The organism is uncultured Aquimarina sp., from assembly GCF_947495315.1.
Lineage (GTDB): Bacteria > Bacteroidota > Bacteroidia > Flavobacteriales > Flavobacteriaceae > Aquimarina.
Genome location: NZ_CANLYD010000001.1, coordinates 396105 through 413626 on the forward strand (window position 1 = coordinate 396105; position 17522 = coordinate 413626).

17 protein-coding genes are annotated in these 17522 nt (G+C 33.1%); 1 reads left to right on the forward strand and 16 read right to left on the reverse strand.

The window, feature by feature from the left end:
- Nucleotides 1-4: 4 nt before the first annotated feature.
- Entirely contained in the window at nt 5-643 is a 639-nt protein-coding gene (locus Q0910_RS01775; protein ID WP_299211770.1) for a class I SAM-dependent methyltransferase, read from the reverse strand.
- Between the two features lie 228 nt (nt 644-871).
- Nucleotides 872-2977, reverse strand: coding sequence for a serine hydrolase (locus Q0910_RS01780; protein WP_299211774.1), 2106 nt, complete (start codon nt 2975-2977; stop codon nt 872-874).
- Between the two features lie 234 nt (nt 2978-3211).
- Here Q0910_RS01780 and Q0910_RS01785 point away from each other — a divergent pair, with 234 nt between their 5' ends.
- Entirely contained in the window at nt 3212-4849 is a 1638-nt protein-coding gene (locus tag Q0910_RS01785; protein ID WP_299211777.1) for an ABC-F family ATP-binding cassette domain-containing protein, read from the forward strand.
- A gap of 30 nt (nt 4850-4879) precedes the next feature.
- On the opposite strand, the gene Q0910_RS01790 is transcribed toward Q0910_RS01785, so the two are convergent.
- The 14 genes from Q0910_RS01790 to Q0910_RS01855 all read right to left on the reverse strand — a co-directional run bounded on the left by Q0910_RS01790 (nt 4880) and on the right by Q0910_RS01855 (nt 17380).
- Nucleotides 4880-5566 carry an FMN-binding protein gene (locus tag Q0910_RS01790; RefSeq protein WP_299211780.1) on the reverse strand — a complete coding sequence of 229 codons (687 nt, stop codon included), beginning with the start codon at nt 5564-5566 and terminating at the stop codon, nt 4880-4882.
- A gap of 93 nt (nt 5567-5659) precedes the next feature.
- Complete coding sequence (locus Q0910_RS01795) at nt 5660-6739, reverse strand: DJ-1/PfpI family protein (RefSeq protein ID WP_299211783.1); 1080 nt, start codon at nt 6737-6739, stop codon at nt 5660-5662.
- 84 nt (nt 6740-6823) lie between these two features.
- On the reverse strand, nt 6824-7810 hold the full coding sequence (locus Q0910_RS01800; protein ID WP_299211786.1) for a DJ-1/PfpI family protein: 987 nt from the start codon (nt 7808-7810) through the stop codon (nt 6824-6826).
- A gap of 72 nt (nt 7811-7882) precedes the next feature.
- Complete coding sequence (locus tag Q0910_RS01805) at nt 7883-8413, reverse strand: CIA30 family protein (protein WP_299211789.1); 531 nt, start codon at nt 8411-8413, stop codon at nt 7883-7885.
- Nucleotides 8414-8441: 28 nt separating this feature from the next.
- Nucleotides 8442-8609 carry a Lacal_2735 family protein gene (locus Q0910_RS01810; protein ID WP_299211792.1) on the reverse strand — a complete coding sequence of 56 codons (168 nt, stop codon included), beginning with the start codon at nt 8607-8609 and terminating at the stop codon, nt 8442-8444.
- A 127-nt stretch (nt 8610-8736) separates the two neighbouring features.
- Nucleotides 8737-9240, reverse strand: a complete 504-nt coding sequence (locus Q0910_RS01815) for an endonuclease V (protein ID WP_299211795.1) — start codon at nt 9238-9240, stop codon at nt 8737-8739.
- Nucleotides 9241-9260: 20 nt separating this feature from the next.
- On the reverse strand, nt 9261-9557 hold the full coding sequence (locus Q0910_RS01820; protein WP_299211798.1) for an ankyrin repeat domain-containing protein: 297 nt from the start codon (nt 9555-9557) through the stop codon (nt 9261-9263).
- An 11-nt stretch (nt 9558-9568) separates the two neighbouring features.
- A complete protein-coding gene (locus Q0910_RS01825; RefSeq protein WP_299211801.1) occupies nt 9569-10375 on the reverse strand; it encodes an arginase family protein in 807 nt (268 codons plus the stop codon).
- Between the two features lie 11 nt (nt 10376-10386).
- Complete coding sequence (locus tag Q0910_RS01830; protein ID WP_299211804.1) at nt 10387-12027, reverse strand: M1 family metallopeptidase; 1641 nt, start codon at nt 12025-12027, stop codon at nt 10387-10389.
- A gap of 12 nt (nt 12028-12039) precedes the next feature.
- The gene (locus Q0910_RS01835) at nt 12040-12978 is read right to left on the reverse strand and encodes an alpha/beta hydrolase-fold protein (protein WP_299211807.1); all 939 of its coding nucleotides are present in this window, start codon (nt 12976-12978) and stop codon (nt 12040-12042) included.
- A 45-nt stretch (nt 12979-13023) separates the two neighbouring features.
- Entirely contained in the window at nt 13024-14364 is a 1341-nt protein-coding gene (locus Q0910_RS01840; protein ID WP_299211810.1) for a M28 family peptidase, read from the reverse strand.
- Nucleotides 14365-14519: 155 nt separating this feature from the next.
- Entirely contained in the window at nt 14520-14933 is a 414-nt protein-coding gene (locus Q0910_RS01845) for a hypothetical protein (protein WP_299211812.1), read from the reverse strand.
- 223 nt (nt 14934-15156) lie between these two features.
- Entirely contained in the window at nt 15157-16653 is a 1497-nt protein-coding gene (locus Q0910_RS01850) for a S41 family peptidase (protein ID WP_299211815.1), read from the reverse strand.
- 64 nt (nt 16654-16717) lie between these two features.
- Nucleotides 16718-17380, reverse strand: coding sequence for an AraC family transcriptional regulator (locus Q0910_RS01855; protein ID WP_299211818.1), 663 nt, complete (start codon nt 17378-17380; stop codon nt 16718-16720).
- Between the last annotated feature and the right edge of the window lie 142 nt (nt 17381-17522).

Genomic DNA, 17522 nt, shown 5'->3' on the forward strand with positions numbered 1-17522 from the left:
TGTGCTATTTGCCGATTTGTTTAGCAATAACAATGGTATGTACTTCAGTAGCTCCATCTTTTTTAGAGTACTGTTTTTGAATAACTTTGAGTATAGCAAAATGATGCTCGGTAAATTCTTTTTTCAGGTTCGCTAAGTTATGATAGTAGAAATACATTTGATGACCAGTATTACCAGTTTGATAGCCGGAATCGTTATAATCACCTTCTACAAAACTTATGTATAAAATACCTTGATTACTTAATAAACTACCACAGTCTTTTATAAAATTGACACGGTCTGATTGAGATAAATAGGGTAAATAAAAACCGCTAATAATACCATCAAATTTAGATGGAATGGTATTTATTTTCCGTCCGTCCATAACTTTGAACTTGGCTGTGGGATTATTCTTTTTTGCCAATTTTATCATATTGGGAGCAATATCGATTCCCAATATACAGCAGTCAGGCAATTTAGATAGTAGGTGTTTCGTAATATTACCGGGTCCACAACCAATTTCTAGAATTGATGGTTTTTTCTTATTCAATTGCTCACAAAAAAAATAATAAGTATCATTATATAGCGCCAAATCCATAAACACTTCTTCATAAACAGAAGCTATTTTGTTCCACGTTTTAAATGTTGTTTGATAACGGTTCATGAATTGTTAGAATATATTATTATTTATCTATCGTTTCAATATTATTTTCATCTTTTGTCTTTATGTATTACTAAATTAAACTATATTTTAATTATTTGGAGGGTTCATGATTAAGTAAGTATTCTATAGAATGATTCCAGACTAAATATGTAATAGCTTCCTATATTTTGTTATAAAAAGTATTTTATATATTTAGATGAACTAAGATATTAGAGGATCAATAATACGCTAACTTTTATTTATTTTACCAGTAATTAAGAATTCGATAAGAGCATTATACAATTGATCACCTTTGTCACTATTAGTGAATACAACAAAACCCATATTAAGATCTTGATACATTCTGGCCAGGCATTTAAAATCTCCATTATTACCTCCGTGACCAAATGTATTTCCAAAGGGTGTTTTTTCCATATGTATACTCAGTCCAAAATACTCCTCCCAACCAGGTCTGTTTTCTCCTTTATCTTTGGGTATTTCTGTTTCTATATTAAACATCTGTTTGTAAGTTTCGGGCTTTAATCCTTTTTTTGTTGACAATCCAAGTAGGAAATTGGTAAATATTTTGGCTTCTGTATGCATACTCCAAGCCATACCGGCACGATCTGGGAGCTGCGTTCTTGTAGCCATATTATCAAAATGACCATTGGCTACTACTTTTTTTAAATAATCATTTTTTTCGAAATAGGTATGTTCTAGTCCTAATGGAGTTAATGCTTCTTCTTTAAGTAAAACATTAATATCTTTCTTTGTAATATGAGCTACCACTCGTTTTAAATATTCAAAACCTTCTCCGGAGTAATTATAATTTGTTCCGGGAGTAAATTTGATATCGAGTTTACCATCTTCGTTCATCCATGCCCAGTTTGGAAAACCGGTTTTATGAGTAAGAACATGTCTTGCAGTAATCAACTTATAACGCTCATCATGTGCAATATCTTCAAACGGTAAATATTCATATAATGGCTTGTCTAGATCAATCTCACCTCTTTCTACCAATCTCATTACTGCAAATCCAAAAACGGGTTTGGTTATAGATGCGGCTTCAAACAAGGTTGTTTCATCTACCTTTTCTTCGGTATATGCGTTTTTTACGCCATATGTTTGATGATATGCTAGCTTTCCATCCTTGATAAGAGCTAATGAAACTCCTGGGATTTGATAATATTCCTGATATGCTTTTATAAACTGATCTACTAATGCTTCTTTGTTATCATCAAACTCATGAAGTATTCCTTTTTTTGCTATAAGATCCAATTCTGGTACGATTGATAATGTAATGACAGGGGCAGTAATGGTATTGTTGTCTGATACAGTAACTTTTTGCTGAGAGTTTTTAGTATCTATTCTAAAAGCTTTATTATCTTGATTATAAAACTTTTGAGCAGAAGAAATAGTATATTCTCCAGCAGGAAGATCAATTTGATAGATACCTGTAGAATCTACAGAGGCCTGAGTCCAGAGAGAAGGATTAGTGGTAGATGTAAACCGAATATTGTTTGGATATCCTTTTATGGTTTTGTCTTTCCATGCCAATCGACCAGATAGTTTTCCGGTAGTTTCTTTTGTTTTCATCAGAATGACATCTCCTAATCTGGAAGATGATTGACTTTTACCGCCTCCTTTTCCCCAGGAAATAAAAGTATTTGTAGTAGGATCATCTTCATCTTTATCTATAATTACGTGATCAATTCCGATAGTTTTTCCTTCAGCTAATTGGCCTGTTAATTTTATTTTACATTCATAGATAGTAGTGGTTCCTTTTCGACTAAATTTTATTTCAAGTTGATCCCAACTGTGATTTTTTGTTTCGGGATCCCAACTTGTAGTTGGATCCATCATTTCTTTATAATTTTCTCCAAACTGATATAAATCCAAACCAGATCCTTTTGGTGAATGTTGACCATCTACATAGAGATTATAGGTGTCTTGTGTATTCCAGTCCGCCTTTTCTGTGGTATCCACGATATGAGAATCATCTATCACAGTAACCAAAACATATAAGGATTGTTCAGATAGATTATAACCTACCTGAAAATGTGCAGAAAAGTCATCTTTGTTTTTTGGATGGTCGCCAAAAGGAACATCTTCGATGGAAAACTTGGTAAGATCTTTTGGCCAGTCAGAGGAGTTACCATCGATTTTGATATTAGCAATAAGATAAGCATATGCAATAGCTCCATTAGAATCGTATTTGAAGGTACTCATATTAGAAACCATACTGTTACTATATCCAAAGTAACTTAGGGTAAAGGCAAGGACTAGATATATACCTTTGTTAATACTTTGAGAATTTGGAAAAATGTAGATTAGATGATTGATTAGTAACCTCATAATGAATGTGTTTGCATATAAAGATGTTTGTTTTAGGAGATTGTTACAGTTTTACTCGATAATCCAGATTTAAATGCTCTGATATTTGCCTCGAATCCAAATTAATTTTCAATCTAATACCTCAGGTAATTATCCTAAGATCGTTTATTAGTTAAAAGTTTTAGCACCTATTATGAATAATTTCTTTGCAGTGGTTGGCTTTTTTATAGTTTTGCATTTTTAAAATAAGATGATATGATTTCTGTAGATGGAATTGCAGTAGAGTTTAGTGGGGAAACCTTATTTAGTAATGTTTCTTTTGTTATTAATGAAAATGATAAAATTGCCTTAATGGGCAAGAATGGAGCTGGTAAATCTACGATGATGAAGATCATTGCAGGTGCACAAAAGGCAACCAGAGGAAATATACGCTGCCCCAAAGAAGCGGTGATAGCTTATCTACCGCAGCATTTACTAACAGATGACAATTGTACTGTATTTGAAGAAGCATCTAAAGCATTTGGTCAGATTCATGAAATGCAAAACGAAATGGACCGTCTTAATAAAGAACTGGAAACTCGTACAGATTATGATTCTGATGAATATATGAGTATTATTCAGAAAGTAACGGATTTAGGTGAGAAGTTTTATGCGATAGAAGAAGTAAACTACGATGCAGAAGTCGAGAGAGCGTTGCAGGGGTTAGGTTTTAAAAGAGAAGATTTTACTCGACCTACAAGCGAATTTAGTGGGGGATGGAGAATGCGTATTGAATTGGCTAAAATATTATTGCAAAAACCAGATCTCATTCTCTTGGATGAGCCTACGAATCACGTGGATATCGAATCGGTAATCTGGTTAGAGGATTTCTTGCTAAATAAAGCAAAAGCGGTTATTGTAATTTCTCATGATAAAGCATTTATAGATAATATTACCAATAGAACTATCGAAGTTACTATGGGTAGAATCTATGATTATAAAGCGAACTATACGCATTACTTACAACTAAGAGAAGAGAGACGTGCACATCAAATAAAAGCATATCAGGAACAACAAAAATTCATAACAGATACTCAGAATTTTATAGATAGATTTAAGGGAACTTATTCTAAAACAAATCAGGTGAATTCTCGTGAGCGAATGCTAGAGAAACTTGATATTATAGAAATTGATGAAGTAGATACTTCTTCACTGAAACTTAGATTTCCGCCATCAGCTCGCTCTGGCGATTATCCTGTAATTGCCAAAGATTTATCCAAAAAGTACGACAATCACGTGGTTTTTAAAGACGCCAATATGTCTATAGCGAGAGGAGAAAAGGTTTCTTTTGTAGGTAGAAATGGAGAAGGGAAATCTACTATGATCAAAGCCATTATGGGTGAAATTGATTTTGAGGGACAGTGTGATCTGGGGCATAATGCAAAGGTTGGATATTTTGCACAGAATCAGGCGGCTTTGTTAGACCCTAACCTCACAGTGTTTCAAACAGTGGATGAGATTGCCAAGGGAGATGTAAGGACACAGATCAAAAATATACTGGGTCAATTTATGTTTGGCGGCGATCATATTGATAAAAAGGTAGGCGTACTTTCTGGTGGAGAAAGAACAAGACTCGCTATGGTAAAATTACTTTTGGAACCTGTGAACGTATTAATTCTGGATGAACCTACGAATCATTTGGATATTAGATCAAAAGATGTTCTAAAAGAAGCCTTGTTGGCTTTTGATGGCACCTTGATACTGGTGTCTCATGATCGAGATTTTTTAAGAGGATTATCGAATAAAGTGTTTGAATTTAAAGACAAGAGAGTTATCGAACATTTTGAAACCATCGATGCGTTCTTAGAAAGAAACCGAATGGAAAGTCTTAACGAAATTCATCTTAAAAATTAGTATAAACCTTATATTGTTTACGCTAGAATATCAATCAAGTAAATAACTTTGATATTTTTTTAATTCTGTATTTAGCATTTGAACAACCGCCTGACTAGTAATAGTGGCTCCCGATATTCCGTCTATTTTTTGACCTCCTTTGATAAGATTTTTACCGTTTTGTGTTAGACCGAAGGTGTTTTTAGAAAATGATATTTTCGCGCCAGTAAATTTATTTTCAAATGTATTATAAGTTATCGCTGCTCCGTAACCTTCTGATTCTGCTACATGACCAAAAGATATTTTGCTAATTTTTTGTGTATTCTTATTTATCAAAACTTTAGCCCAAATAATATCCATATACCCTTTTCCTTTAACAATAAGAATGACTTGATCAGTATTTATAATTTCGAAAATTGGTAGGATATCAACGGATTGGGACTTAAGTGCTTTTTTATATAAATCTATTCCCTTTATTATATTTGAATCAGATAAATTTCCATTGGGATCAATAGTTTTTACTTGAAAGAATTTTTCTGGATTGGTATCATAGCCTACTTCAATATTTGCAAAAGCAATCAGTTCTTTAAAAATAGGTGACGACTGATTGTTGCTTTCTTTTTTGTCAATAATCTTTACCGAATCTGATGTTCTGATCTCTTGCTTTACAGGATCAGCTTCCTTTTTGCAAGCATACATAATAACAAGTATCATTGTGAATGTTAGTAAACGTTTCATATTTCCTGTTTTATACCATTACTTGTTATAAAAGTCGAAAATATTAAATAGGATGTCTATGATTTTTATCAGGAATATGTTGAAGAAAGGAGTTTAATTATTATTATGATTTAGTTTCTTATAGATAATTTCAGGATCTCGGGAAGATTTATAACCAATAATTTCATTGTTCTTATCTTTTATAAAAGTAATCTCATCTCCATTGAGATTGATGAATTCATCTTTTTTTAAATAAAATAAAGGGTAGTTTCTTTTATCTAAAATAGCATAAAGGGAATTTTCTCGAGCGTTTATTTTTAATGCTACTTCAGCGTTATGAAGATATTCATAAGTTCCGGTATAATTTTCGAGATTTGGAATATTTATGAAGCCATCATATGGATTATCTGGTGACAAGTTTATACCTTCTCCAGGTGTCCATTTATCGTATTCCATATGATATGCAATTTTTCTGGCCTCATTAAATCCTTGTAATTTGGCTACTAAATGTAGCGCACCATCAATCCCCGCAGAAATACCTGCGGTAGTTACTACCTTACCGTTGTCCACAAAACGCGCATTTTTTACTACCGTTATTTCAGGATAATTTTTCTCTAATCCATCAAGAGCGTTGTGAAATGTAGTGGCAGTCATTCCGTTTAACGTTCCTGCATTTGCTAAAGCGAATACACCAGTACATACAGAGAAGTGATATTCAATGTATGGTTGCGATTGTATCCAGTTTATAATTTCTGGATCTTTGAAAGACTGCGCTGCATTACCTCCGAAAAAAGCTAAAATATCAGCTTTGGGCGCATCTTTTATATTGTAATCAGGTAGTATTGTTAAAATTCCTTGAGAAACAATAGGTTCTTTGGTTTTAGAAACTGTAAATATTTCGAAATCTGCATAAGCAAAAACTTCCATAGGTCCAGCAAAATCAAGTATTTCAATTCCTGATTGTAGATAAAAAGCAATTTTTTTCTTTTCCACCTTAGGATACTTTTCCTTTAGTTCTTTTTCAGTAATTAGAGGCATTGCACAATGGGTACAGGTACCAGGTTTATCAAAGGTTAAAGTATCACAAGAACTATTACATGGTGGACAAACATAGCTATCGATAGCATTAAGGGATGATTGCGAGTGTATAGAGATACTGGTTAAAAATGACAGGAATATTAACAACGTTTTCATGATTATTTGATATAGATTGACGCTGATAAAATTAATTACTCTATTATATTGCCAAAGGACAACAATGCGAAGTATCAGGACATCTTATAGTAAAGATTTAATCTGTGTTGGTAGTACTTCTCCATGTTTTTTAAGAAGGTTTCTTAATTGATTACTACTTTTTAAACCACACTGATTAGAAACATAACTAACCTTATTTCCTTCTGCTAATAGATGTATAGCTCGATCCAGTCTGAGCTTTTCTAGATAAGCTCCGATGGTTATGCCTGTTGTTTTTTTAAATAGGCGGGTTAGGTTTCTTGGACTCATATGTACGCTTTCTGCAATATCTTCTAGAACAAATGAAGAATCAATATGTTTAATCATATAATCCTGTGCATCATGAATTCTGGTGTCCAGGTGATTCCTATATTGAAGAAAAATACTTAACTGTGGATCAGATTGGCTTCTCCTAAAGTAAATAACTACTTCTTTAGCTACATCTGCGGCCAGTTTTGACCCAAATTCAGTTTCCAAAATATACAAAGCCAGATCAATACCAGATGTTACTCCAGCACTGGAGTATAACCGATCTTCTACTACAAATAATCGATTCTTTATAAGTTCAATTTCTGGGTGCTTTTCATTAAATTCTGAAAAGTATTTCCAATGTGTAGTGCAACTTTTTCCATTTAATATACCTGATGATGCTACTAAAAAAGTTCCGGTACATACCGAACATATTTGAGCTCCATTACTATATTGATCTTTAATCCATTTGAAAAAAAGTTTATTAGTTAGGTAGAATTGATTATTAGAAATCAAAGAAAACTCTATCCCAGGAATAAATACGAAATCATCTTCTGACAATTGAAACTTATGAAAAGGTTCTAATTTGGTGAAATGTAATCCAGCACTGCTATTAACCTGAGTATCGTTATTTATTGTTACGAAATGTAATTCAATATCAGTTCCATATTCTTTAGCTTCATAAAAAATATGCGCAGGACCTATGATGTCTAATAAATGAACTTTTGATGGTATTATAAAAAGAATTCTTTTGATAATCTTGGATGAATTAAATTTTATCAATAAATATACTATTTATATGATCAGTTATTTATTCTCCGTAAGGTATTGTATTCTGTAATCTATTTTAAACGTTTATTTCAATTCTATTTTATCGATTTCTAATCTAAACTGCTCTGCTTTTTTATTACTAATAAGAAAGGCGATTTCTTGCATAGTTTCTGTTGGGTACTTTGGTAAATCTAATTTTCTACCTCTAAATGCCGGGTACATTTCTGATAATGAAATCTCAACAGTTTGCCAATCTCCGGTAGTTTTAAAATGAGCGATATAAGAATAACGGTCGTAGCTATTGGTTTTTATTCTAAATTGATATTTTTTTTCATCTCCTTTTAGTCTGATTAGAACCTTAGTAAATCCCTTGACATTTTTCGTGTCAAAACGATTGCGCACAGAGGAAAAACCACCATTGTTTTCTAAAGAAACAGTTCCTTTAAAAATAGCATTTCCTTCATTATTAATTTCAAAAACACCTTTGGATAGACCGCCCATCACACCATCATCAACTACATTCCAATTGGATAGGTCGGTATCTTTGGTAAAATCAAAAATAAGAAGGGATGATATCATTATAATTAAATAGGCACAAGATAATGCCGTGTTCATAATTTTATAAAATAATAGGTTTTACCAATCACTCCTGAAGTTGTTCTATCCTGTTTAGCGTTTCTTGAGCTTCAGCTTGCTTATCGTCACTAGCTTTACGATTTGTGTGTGATAACTTGTAAGATTCTTCCATTAAAGCTCTGTACTTTTTCTGAAGTTGTTCTTTTTCTGATTTCTTTTTGAATAATGTAAACATAGCAAACGTTTTATTATAAAGGTAGCGTAGAAGTCATTAAACATATCAGAAAGTTATCTTAAATAACTTTTTTATAAGATCTCTCTGTGATGTAATGGACCTTTAATACTATTCGATAATTTTCTTTTTACTTCTCTTTGGTTTTTGAATCCAGAATTTGCAATAGTATAGGCATTCTATATTCGCCATGCATCATTTGTATGTGATTTTTGGCTTCATCTAAATCTAATCCTACAGCCGTAATATATAATGGTTTTATGCTTTCTCCTCGAATTACTTCTTGCACATACTTTTTATTATCGTGAAAGCTAGACTTAGCGACACCAATTATAGGGATACTGTTATTCAACTTTTCATATAAATAACCACCTAACCCTAATTTTTTATCATCATTAAGGTACACATATCCATCTACTATAATAAGTTCTACATCATTAAGATTAGTGTCTTTCAAAATAGTCTGGATACAAGGAAGTTCTCTTTTGTAAAATTCACCAGGAATATAAGGAGCTATATCATTTACTTTTTTTATAATGATCTCTACTGGAGTCTCATCATTCCAATTCTGAAATACTATACAAACAGATTTTGCATATGTTTCGTAATATTGAACATCAAAAGCTAATTTCATTGGCATTTATTTCAGTTAGGTCAGGGTTTTAGATAAAGATTCAATAAATCTAAGGCTTCTTGATTTTGTTTTTCAGTTGCTATAGATAAGGCGGTATCTCCGCTAAAACCTTCTTTAGCATATACATCAGCACCGTTCTCCAGGAGAAATTTTGCAATATCTATATGTTCAAACCTCAAACTCTCAATAAGTGGAGTAGTCATAGCTTCAGGATGTTGATAATTAATATCTATTCCTGTTCTAACATAATATTTTACTAATTCTAAATCTCCGGTTTGTGATGCTAATAGCATGTCTTTCCAGTTGCCTCCTGACATAAATTTGTATATTATTTAATTAACAGGTTGATAATCTTACTGATAGGTTTTAATTCTGTAGTATCTGTTGTAATAGATTCTAAAACACTGCTGCCGACTATAGAAAAATTTTCTTGTAATGCTTTTATACAAGCTTCTGCTTCAGAAATGGTTACTCCATTTGGAACTTGATAATAGGTTTTGTTATAGTCATTAGGTTCCAGGCAATCAAAATCAAAATGTAAATAAAGATTCGTTATGTTTTTTGATTTTAGTGTCTTCACTAAATCGGTGATATCCGTCTTTTCGGGAGCATAAATTTCACCATTATCAATTCTAATTTGTTCTGTTTCATCAATATCTCTGACACCTACATAATGTATTTGGGAAGCTTCTATGGTAGAAAAGAGAAGAGAATTCATATGATCAGCACCTTCACCTAACAACATTCTTAGTGGCATACCATGAAAATTACAGCTTGGAGAATTACAAGGTTTATTAATATCAGCGTGTGCATCAAACCAAACAACACCAAGATTAGGATATTTTTCATTAAGATAGGAAACAGGTACGATTTCTAATCCACAATCTCCACCGATAGTTCTGATGGTATCGGGTTGTGCTTCATTAATGCTATTTTTTAGACGCGTTAGCTGTTCTGTAATTGCATCGTAATTATGAATATCATGTTTCTTTGTACCATCTCTTCCAGCGTATATCTCGGATAATGGTATGTGGACAAATTCTGGATCTTCTAGATAATCCAATATGGTTTTTGCTCCATCTTTTATGACTTTACCGGTTCCGGATCCTTGCCACTGAGGAAAGTAGATTTTCACGTGTTCTCTTATTAAATAGATTTAGCTTTTATATAGAAATTCGGGTCAATGCTGATTTCATTTGCAGTTACTTTTAGGGTTTGCCATTCTGCATTAGGCTGTACCCATTGATCCTTTCCATCAATTTTTAAACGCACCGGCATATCAAAATCTTCTACAATATCTATATATCGATATTTTAATGCATTATCATCAAAACCATATTCTAAAGTAGGTATTCTGGTATCTCTTAAATATTGATTAAAGAATGCTGTTAGATCGATTTTGGTTTTCTCACTAAGATAATTTTCGATTTGCTTTGTGGTAACCGTTTGATGATAGAATTCTTCGTTTAAACCTCTCAAAATGGATCTCCATAACTCATCATCTTCTAATAACTGACGTAAGGTATGCAACATATTAGCCCCTTTGTAATACATATCACTAGATCCTTCGTGATTTACATCATATTGTCCAATAATAGGTTTGTCATTGCTAATACCACGTCTAGTACCAATCACGTATTCTGAAGAAGCTTCTTTGCCATAGTGGTAATCCAGGAATAGATTTTCTGAGTATGCCGTGAAACTTTCGTGAATCCACATATCAGCGATATCTTTATACGTAATATTATTCGCAAACCATTCGTGGCCTGATTCATGGATGATGATAAAATCAAATTTTAATCCCCATCCCGTGCCGGATAAGTCATTACCGAGATATCCATTTACGTACTTATTTCCATAGGTAATAGAGCTTTGATGTTCCATTCCTAAATAGGGTACCTCTACCAGTTTAAAACTATCTTCATAAAAAGGGTAAGGACCGAACCAATGCTCAAAAGATTTCATCATTTTAGGAGCGTCTTTAAATTGTTTTTTAGCAGCTTCGAGATTATCTCTTAATACATAATAATCCATGTCTAAGATTCCTTTTTCACCTTCATACTTTTCGCCAAAATGTACGTAATCCCCAATATTGATATTAACTCCATAGTTATTGATAGGATTTCTTACAAACCAGTGATATGTTTTTGTATCAGGAGAACGCTCTTCTACTTTACGAAGTCTTCCATTGCCTACATTCATCAAACCCTTCGGAACGGTTACACTTACTAACATACTATCTACTTCGTCATACATATGATCTTTGTTAGGCCACCAAACGCTGGCTCCTAATCCTTGACAAGAAGATGCAACAAAGTGTTTTCCATTACTATCTTTTTTCCAGGAAATTCCTCCATCCCAAGGTGCGCGTACTGCTTCTCTTGGTTTTCCACTGTAGTACACCTCTACAGCATTGATAGTTCCTTTTTTTTGTTTTTTATTGAGTGTGACAAAATGAGCATTTCCTTCAGAAGTTACTTTTAACTCTTTTCCGTCTTGTAGAACTTTTTCTATAACCAAAGGTGATTGCAAATCCACTTGTAAGACATTATGATTCTCTAAAACTTTATAATGTATAGTGTTTTTTCCTTCTATGGTTTTCTTCTCAGGGTCTACGGATATGTCCAGATGGTTATAAGTGAGATCCCACCACGCTCTTTCCGGAGTTATAGAGCCTCGTAATGAATCTTGCCTGGTAAATTGTTGTTGCTGATCAAAAAGAGATGTTTGCGAAAAAATTGGTGATAATCCACAAACAATACATACTGCTAAGAAAAACTTATTCATTTCCGTGTTAATTTATTTCAATAAAAATTCAAGAGGAATATGTACGCGTTCATTCCAACTTTTTTCATCGTGCGATGCACCTTCAAACTTTTTAGTGATCCAATTTTTACCTTTGGTGTATCCCTTATCTATCATCATTTGATCTACTTGTTTCTGGTAAGGTTCATATTGAGCGTCTAGCGTTTCAGTTCCAAAATCAAAATATATTTTATGCGTTTTTGGATCTGGAAGGGTAGCAGGTAATGTTTTCATATAGGCTTCCCCTAAAACCGGAATTGGCCAATGTGTAGATACACATCCGGCAGCACTAAATACCTCAGGATATTTACAGATCGCATATAGTGATATTAACCCTCCCATAGAAGATCCCATTATAGAGGTGTTTTCGGCTTTAGTAGCCACATTGTATGTCTTATCAATAAAAGGTTTTAATTCTTTTACTAAGAACTTTAGGTACTCATCCGAGTACAAATCATCAAAACCAGTATTTTGCTTCAAAGCAGCTTTGACTTCTGCACTATTGGTTACTTCAGCTGGAGCTTCAGGCATATATTCCGAAAAACGTTTTTTTACCGTATTCCAAGGAGCAACAACGATCGTGTTTTTAATCTTTCCGATTTTAATTAAACTATCTATAGTTTCATCAACACCCCAATCAATTCCTGTGTAGGATGTTTTTGAATTAAAGACATTTTGACCGTCATGCATATACAATACGTTGTATTTATCTTTAGTATTGGCGTCATATCCATCGGGTAAAAAAACTTCTACGTTTCTTGGGATAACATGTTCTGATGTAAAGTTTTCATGAATGATCACTTTACCTTTCGTTTTTACAGATAATTTTTCTGCGATATCTAGTTGTGCAGGCAATTTTCTTTTAATCGGTTCTTGTTTACAAGAAAAGAACAGCAGCAGTGTTAGGATCGATATAGATTTAATAAGTTTCATTTAGCGTGGTTAGATTAATCATTGGTTAATATAATGAGAATTTGGCTATTTTCTGAAAACCCCAGAAGGAAATACTACAGGACTTTCATGACCATTTTTTCCTACTGTTGCTACACCAAAGAAGTAATTATCAATAACAATACCGTTTAGTGTAAAGTTATCTACATCACCTACAAAACGGCTATGATCCCAAGTAGGAGAAGTGGTGTCTCTCCAGTAGATTTTATATCCTTTTATATTTGGGTCATTTGCTTTTTTCCATGTAAACTTAGCAGAAGGTTCTACAATTCCTCCAATTTTTACTTCGGTTGGAGCGGGAGGAGCCCAAGCAATGCCTGCTAGGTTAATTGCATTGACAGCTGTTAGTTTTGCTGCGTAGTTAAAATTCACATGTTCGACAACATCCCCATATTTGATACCATTTTCTTCTCTGATATCTTGATGTTGTTGTGTATAGTTTTCGTGAGCTTCCATAATACGTATCCCTGCAAAACCAGCATCGTTAAATGGACGATGGTGCCCACCGCGACCAAAACGATCTAAACGATACACCATCATTGGATTCATCTCTGGCATATAGGTTTTTGTAGTTTTATGAATGTATCGTGCTAATTGACGCGAAATTCCGTCAACTTCACCACCATAAAAACGTCTTCGTTCTACAGTCTTTTTATCATCAGTCAGATTTGTAGGTTCGGAGAAAATTCTAAAGGTTCTATTATCAATGACTCCGTCAACTCCTTTTATGTTACCAATCATATCATTGTTCATAACCCCAATGATGTTCCAATTCTTTTCTTTGGCATATGTGGCTAAGCCTTTTCCTCCAAATAGCCCTTGTTCTTCTCCCGATAATCCAACATAAATGATACTACTTTCAAATTTATACTTGGATAAAACTCTGGCTGCTTCAATAGCTCCAGCCATTCCACTAGCATTATCGTTTGCTCCGGGAGAATCATCCGTAAAATTGGTTGGATCCGTGATCCGTGAATCAATATCACCACTCATCATAATAAAACGATTGGGATATTTTGTACCTCGCTGTATGGCGACAACATTTACTACCATAACATCTTTAATAATACGCTGATTAGTCCCTTTTTTTACCAAATCTTTTTGATAAAAAACTTCTAGACACTTATTACAATTTTCAGATATGTTATCGAACTCTGATTTAATCCATCTTCTTGCTGCACCAATTCCTCTGGTTGTTGAAACCGTGTCGCTTAATGTATGCCGTGTGCCAAAATCTGCCAGTTTTTTGATATCTGCTTCGATTCTTTCAGAAGAAACAGCATCTATAATATCATATATTCTTTGATCGGTTTGTGCAGTTAGAATGATTGTAAATAAAAAGAGTGTTGAGGTAAGAATGGTCTTCATGTGTGTTAATTTGATCGCCTAATTTAAGTAAAAGCGATCAGTGGTAGTTATTTCTTAACAAATTTATAAGATCAACAGCAACAATGAATTCTGTTTTATCATTTCATTGAACTCTCTTTTATTTTCAAATAACCTTCGAACTCATTTATTTATTTTTATTCAAACTTGTTCTCTCTTTTAAATCTCCCATCTCCATAAAAATAGGATAAGAGTATATCAGTCATATGTTCAATAGAAGAAGGTGGTTTGTTTATTATGAATTGCTGTCCGTTTTCCTCATACATAGATGAAAGTCCATCTTCGTTTAGGTTGCCACCAACCTCAATCCAATTGCTGTTGTCTGTGGAAAGAACAACTTGATGAAAATTATTCCAATTAATTCCGCTCATAGTTTCCTTAATTTGCTCAGATGTAGTGCTTTTAGAGACTATTTTTTCTTCGACACCGTAATTTGACAATACCATCAATTCCATTTTTGTATTACTTCGTTTCGTTGTTTTTTTCTTATTATAAGAACAACCGATTACCAATAGACTTAATATTAAAATCAGATTAATTCTTATTTTCATTTTTTGTTTCATTAATATACCACGACATTTTGCGTATGATTAGTTGCGGGAAGATTCGCCAGAATTATTCTGCTAAATACCAAATATAATTAATTAGTGTGAGTATTTGAGAAGGCAATTCCGAAGCAACATAATTAGACACTTCTTAAGTTTGATTCTCACTACATTTATGTATTAATCAGAAAGAACAAAAGAGAGAGTTAAGGTTCGTGTACAATTTAATTTAGTCCGTTTTAAGAACGGATATTGCCAAATTAATTGCCGGGTCATTATCATTAAGTTCAATTATCGAAGAATGAAATTGATACCAATTTTTAGGATATTCAACTTTTTTATGCGGGGGTATTCCAATATATTCATAGTTTTTACCGTTTTCCGTTTCGTAAATTTCATTAGATAACCCATAACTCCAACCATTTGGTAGCCTTTTTTGCAATACGTCGGAAAAAATTCCCATAGTATTTGAACCCACTTGAGTAAAGTTATTTAATTGTCGAGAAGCCAAAACAAATGTCTCTGCAGAGCTACCAGTTTGGGTACTTGTTAAAACTACTATTTTTCCAGAATAACTGTCTGGAGACTTTGGAATATATATAGGACTGTTAAACGTGTTATCGCCATTGTGCCATACCTTTTTTGTGAAGACTTTCTTATCCAAATCTGTAAAACCTGATAATAATTCCAAAGCGACTTGATCCGTTCCACCGGGGTTAAACCTCAGGTCTATGATTAACCCTGAAGTCTCCGAAAAGTCTGATAAAATCTTTTTCTGAATTTTTTTAGCTCCATCAACTTCATCTCTAAGGTATTGCCCTAAAGTCTTTCCATTCTCAATAGCATTAAAAACCAATTCCCAATGTTGATCCCAATACTCATCGTGCTCGATATTCTTATCTACAACTACTGTTTCTGAGTATCCATTCATACTGTTAATTTGTAAATATCCTACATCATTAACTATTTTACCCCAAAGCATAAGGTCCTTATGAAAAGATTGGAACTTTGTCTCAGGAAATAAGCTAATAATTTTTGACATCGCGGTTGTCCTAGGGTTTTTATGTTCAACGATCGTGTCATTCTTTTTTTGTTGGTCTACTATGTCGGTAGAACTCTTCTCTTCTTGTTCAGGAATATCTCTTATTGCAAGGTATGCATTAGTTATGCTGTCAGGTGCTCTAAGGCTAATATGTTCATCTTTAATAGCATCTAATATTTCTGCTATATAACCAAACAGTTCTACTTGTGTAGTTTTTTCTGTGATCAAGCCTTTGTGCTTATCATAAATAGCATCCCAGTCAATATTTCTAATCTCAGAATATGCGTAGTTTTCTTTAAAAGTGTGCCAAAAGATGTCAAAATTTAGCTTAGGATCATTAGATTCGAATACTGGAGTATTACATATGCTCAGTGGTGATGTCAACTTATTGAATTTATAAGAAGTAATCCCATATTTTAATACCATTGATTCTGAATTGATATCTACGACTTTGTATAAATCTAGTAATGTTTCTAAAGAATCGGACCAGTTATTAATTGAGCCAGAAGCAGAAGGCTGACAGGATATCTTAGTGATATCATACATTTTGTAAGTTGAATCGTTAATTTCCAGATATGTGCCATATCCTTCTTGTATCCAATGTCCTCGTATGTTTTGTTTGCTTTTTTTTGTTGAGCAACTTAGAATTAATAAAAACGTGATAAGAGCTATTAAGAACTTCATAAGTGTTTTTTGATGTAAAACTAAGAACAGATAATAACATAAAATAGAACAAACTTAGCCTGAACTATATTCTACGAAAATCTTTAGGAAGAAAAGAGGCGTATTTTTTAAAGTTCCTAACGAAATGACTTTGATCAGAAAATCCACATTCATAAGCAATTTGAGAAAGACGCATAGTACTATTTTTAATTAAGGGGATGCTGTTGTGGATTTTCAACATACGTCTATACTCTCCAAAAGTACATCTATAGTATTTTTTAAAATTTTTGGATATCGTAATTGGATGAACACCTATTGCAGTTGCAAGATCTATTAGCGAAAAATCACTCGCCCAATTTTCATTAAAATATTCGTCCATCTGTACGACCCATTTTGGTTTATTATCGTTTTTAGCACTATTTTCAAATTCGAATAGTTGAAAAGCTAAAGCCTCTAATGACGCGGACGAAGTGTTATCATTTGTTAATAATTCACTAAGCATATGAAGGAATAATAATTTTGGAGCTGGATTTTTATTTACCGAATCAAAATTAGGAGACAAATAGATCTTCTCTTTTTTTAATTTGTCAATCTTAAATTCAATATTAATATTCTTAGAATCCTTTATTGTGCTTATGGTCTTATGGTTTTCGCCAGCTTCATAATAAAACATATCTCCAGTAGTACGCTGGTAGGGAATCAAGTTCTTTTTGCATTCAATATCTGCACCCTGGAATAATAAACACATGTGAGGATTTTTGTGACTATGAAGTATACTATTGCATTGCGAACTTGTATAGTTTGTAATAGAGACTATGAAATGTTCGGTTTCAATAATATTTTTTAATATTCCTGTGTATTTTCCTTCAGCTAGTCTGATATCAAAGTCT

Bases quoted from the DNA above. Each gene is read 5' to 3' on its own strand.
- Q0910_RS01775 (WP_299211770.1), bottom strand. From the start codon at position 643: ATGAACCGTTATCAAACAACATTTAAAACGTGGAACAAAATAGCTTCT.
- Q0910_RS01780 (WP_299211774.1), bottom strand. From the start codon at position 2,977: ATGAGGTTACTAATCAATCATCTAATCTACATTTTTCCAAATTCTCAA.
- Q0910_RS01785 (WP_299211777.1), top strand. From the start codon at position 3,212: ATGATTTCTGTAGATGGAATTGCAGTAGAGTTTAGTGGGGAAACCTTA.
- Q0910_RS01790 (WP_299211780.1), bottom strand. From the start codon at position 5,566: ATGAAACGTTTACTAACATTCACAATGATACTTGTTATTATGTATGCT.
- Q0910_RS01795 (WP_299211783.1), bottom strand. From the start codon at position 6,739: ATGAAAACGTTGTTAATATTCCTGTCATTTTTAACCAGTATCTCTATA.
- Q0910_RS01805 (WP_299211789.1), bottom strand. From the start codon at position 8,413: ATGAACACGGCATTATCTTGTGCCTATTTAATTATAATGATATCATCC.
- Q0910_RS01810 (WP_299211792.1), bottom strand. From the start codon at position 8,609: ATGTTTACATTATTCAAAAAGAAATCAGAAAAAGAACAACTTCAGAAA.
- Q0910_RS01815 (WP_299211795.1), bottom strand. From the start codon at position 9,240: ATGAAATTAGCTTTTGATGTTCAATATTACGAAACATATGCAAAATCT.
- Q0910_RS01820 (WP_299211798.1), bottom strand. From the start codon at position 9,557: ATGTCAGGAGGCAACTGGAAAGACATGCTATTAGCATCACAAACCGGA.
- Q0910_RS01830 (WP_299211804.1), bottom strand. From the start codon at position 12,027: ATGAATAAGTTTTTCTTAGCAGTATGTATTGTTTGTGGATTATCACCA.
- Q0910_RS01835 (WP_299211807.1), bottom strand. From the start codon at position 12,978: ATGAAACTTATTAAATCTATATCGATCCTAACACTGCTGCTGTTCTTT.
- Q0910_RS01840 (WP_299211810.1), bottom strand. From the start codon at position 14,364: ATGAAGACCATTCTTACCTCAACACTCTTTTTATTTACAATCATTCTA.
- Q0910_RS01845 (WP_299211812.1), bottom strand. From the start codon at position 14,933: ATGAAAATAAGAATTAATCTGATTTTAATATTAAGTCTATTGGTAATC.
- Q0910_RS01850 (WP_299211815.1), bottom strand. From the start codon at position 16,653: ATGAAGTTCTTAATAGCTCTTATCACGTTTTTATTAATTCTAAGTTGC.
- Q0910_RS01855 (WP_299211818.1), bottom strand. From the start codon at position 17,380: ATGTGTTTATTATTCCAGGGTGCAGATATTGAATGCAAAAAGAACTTG.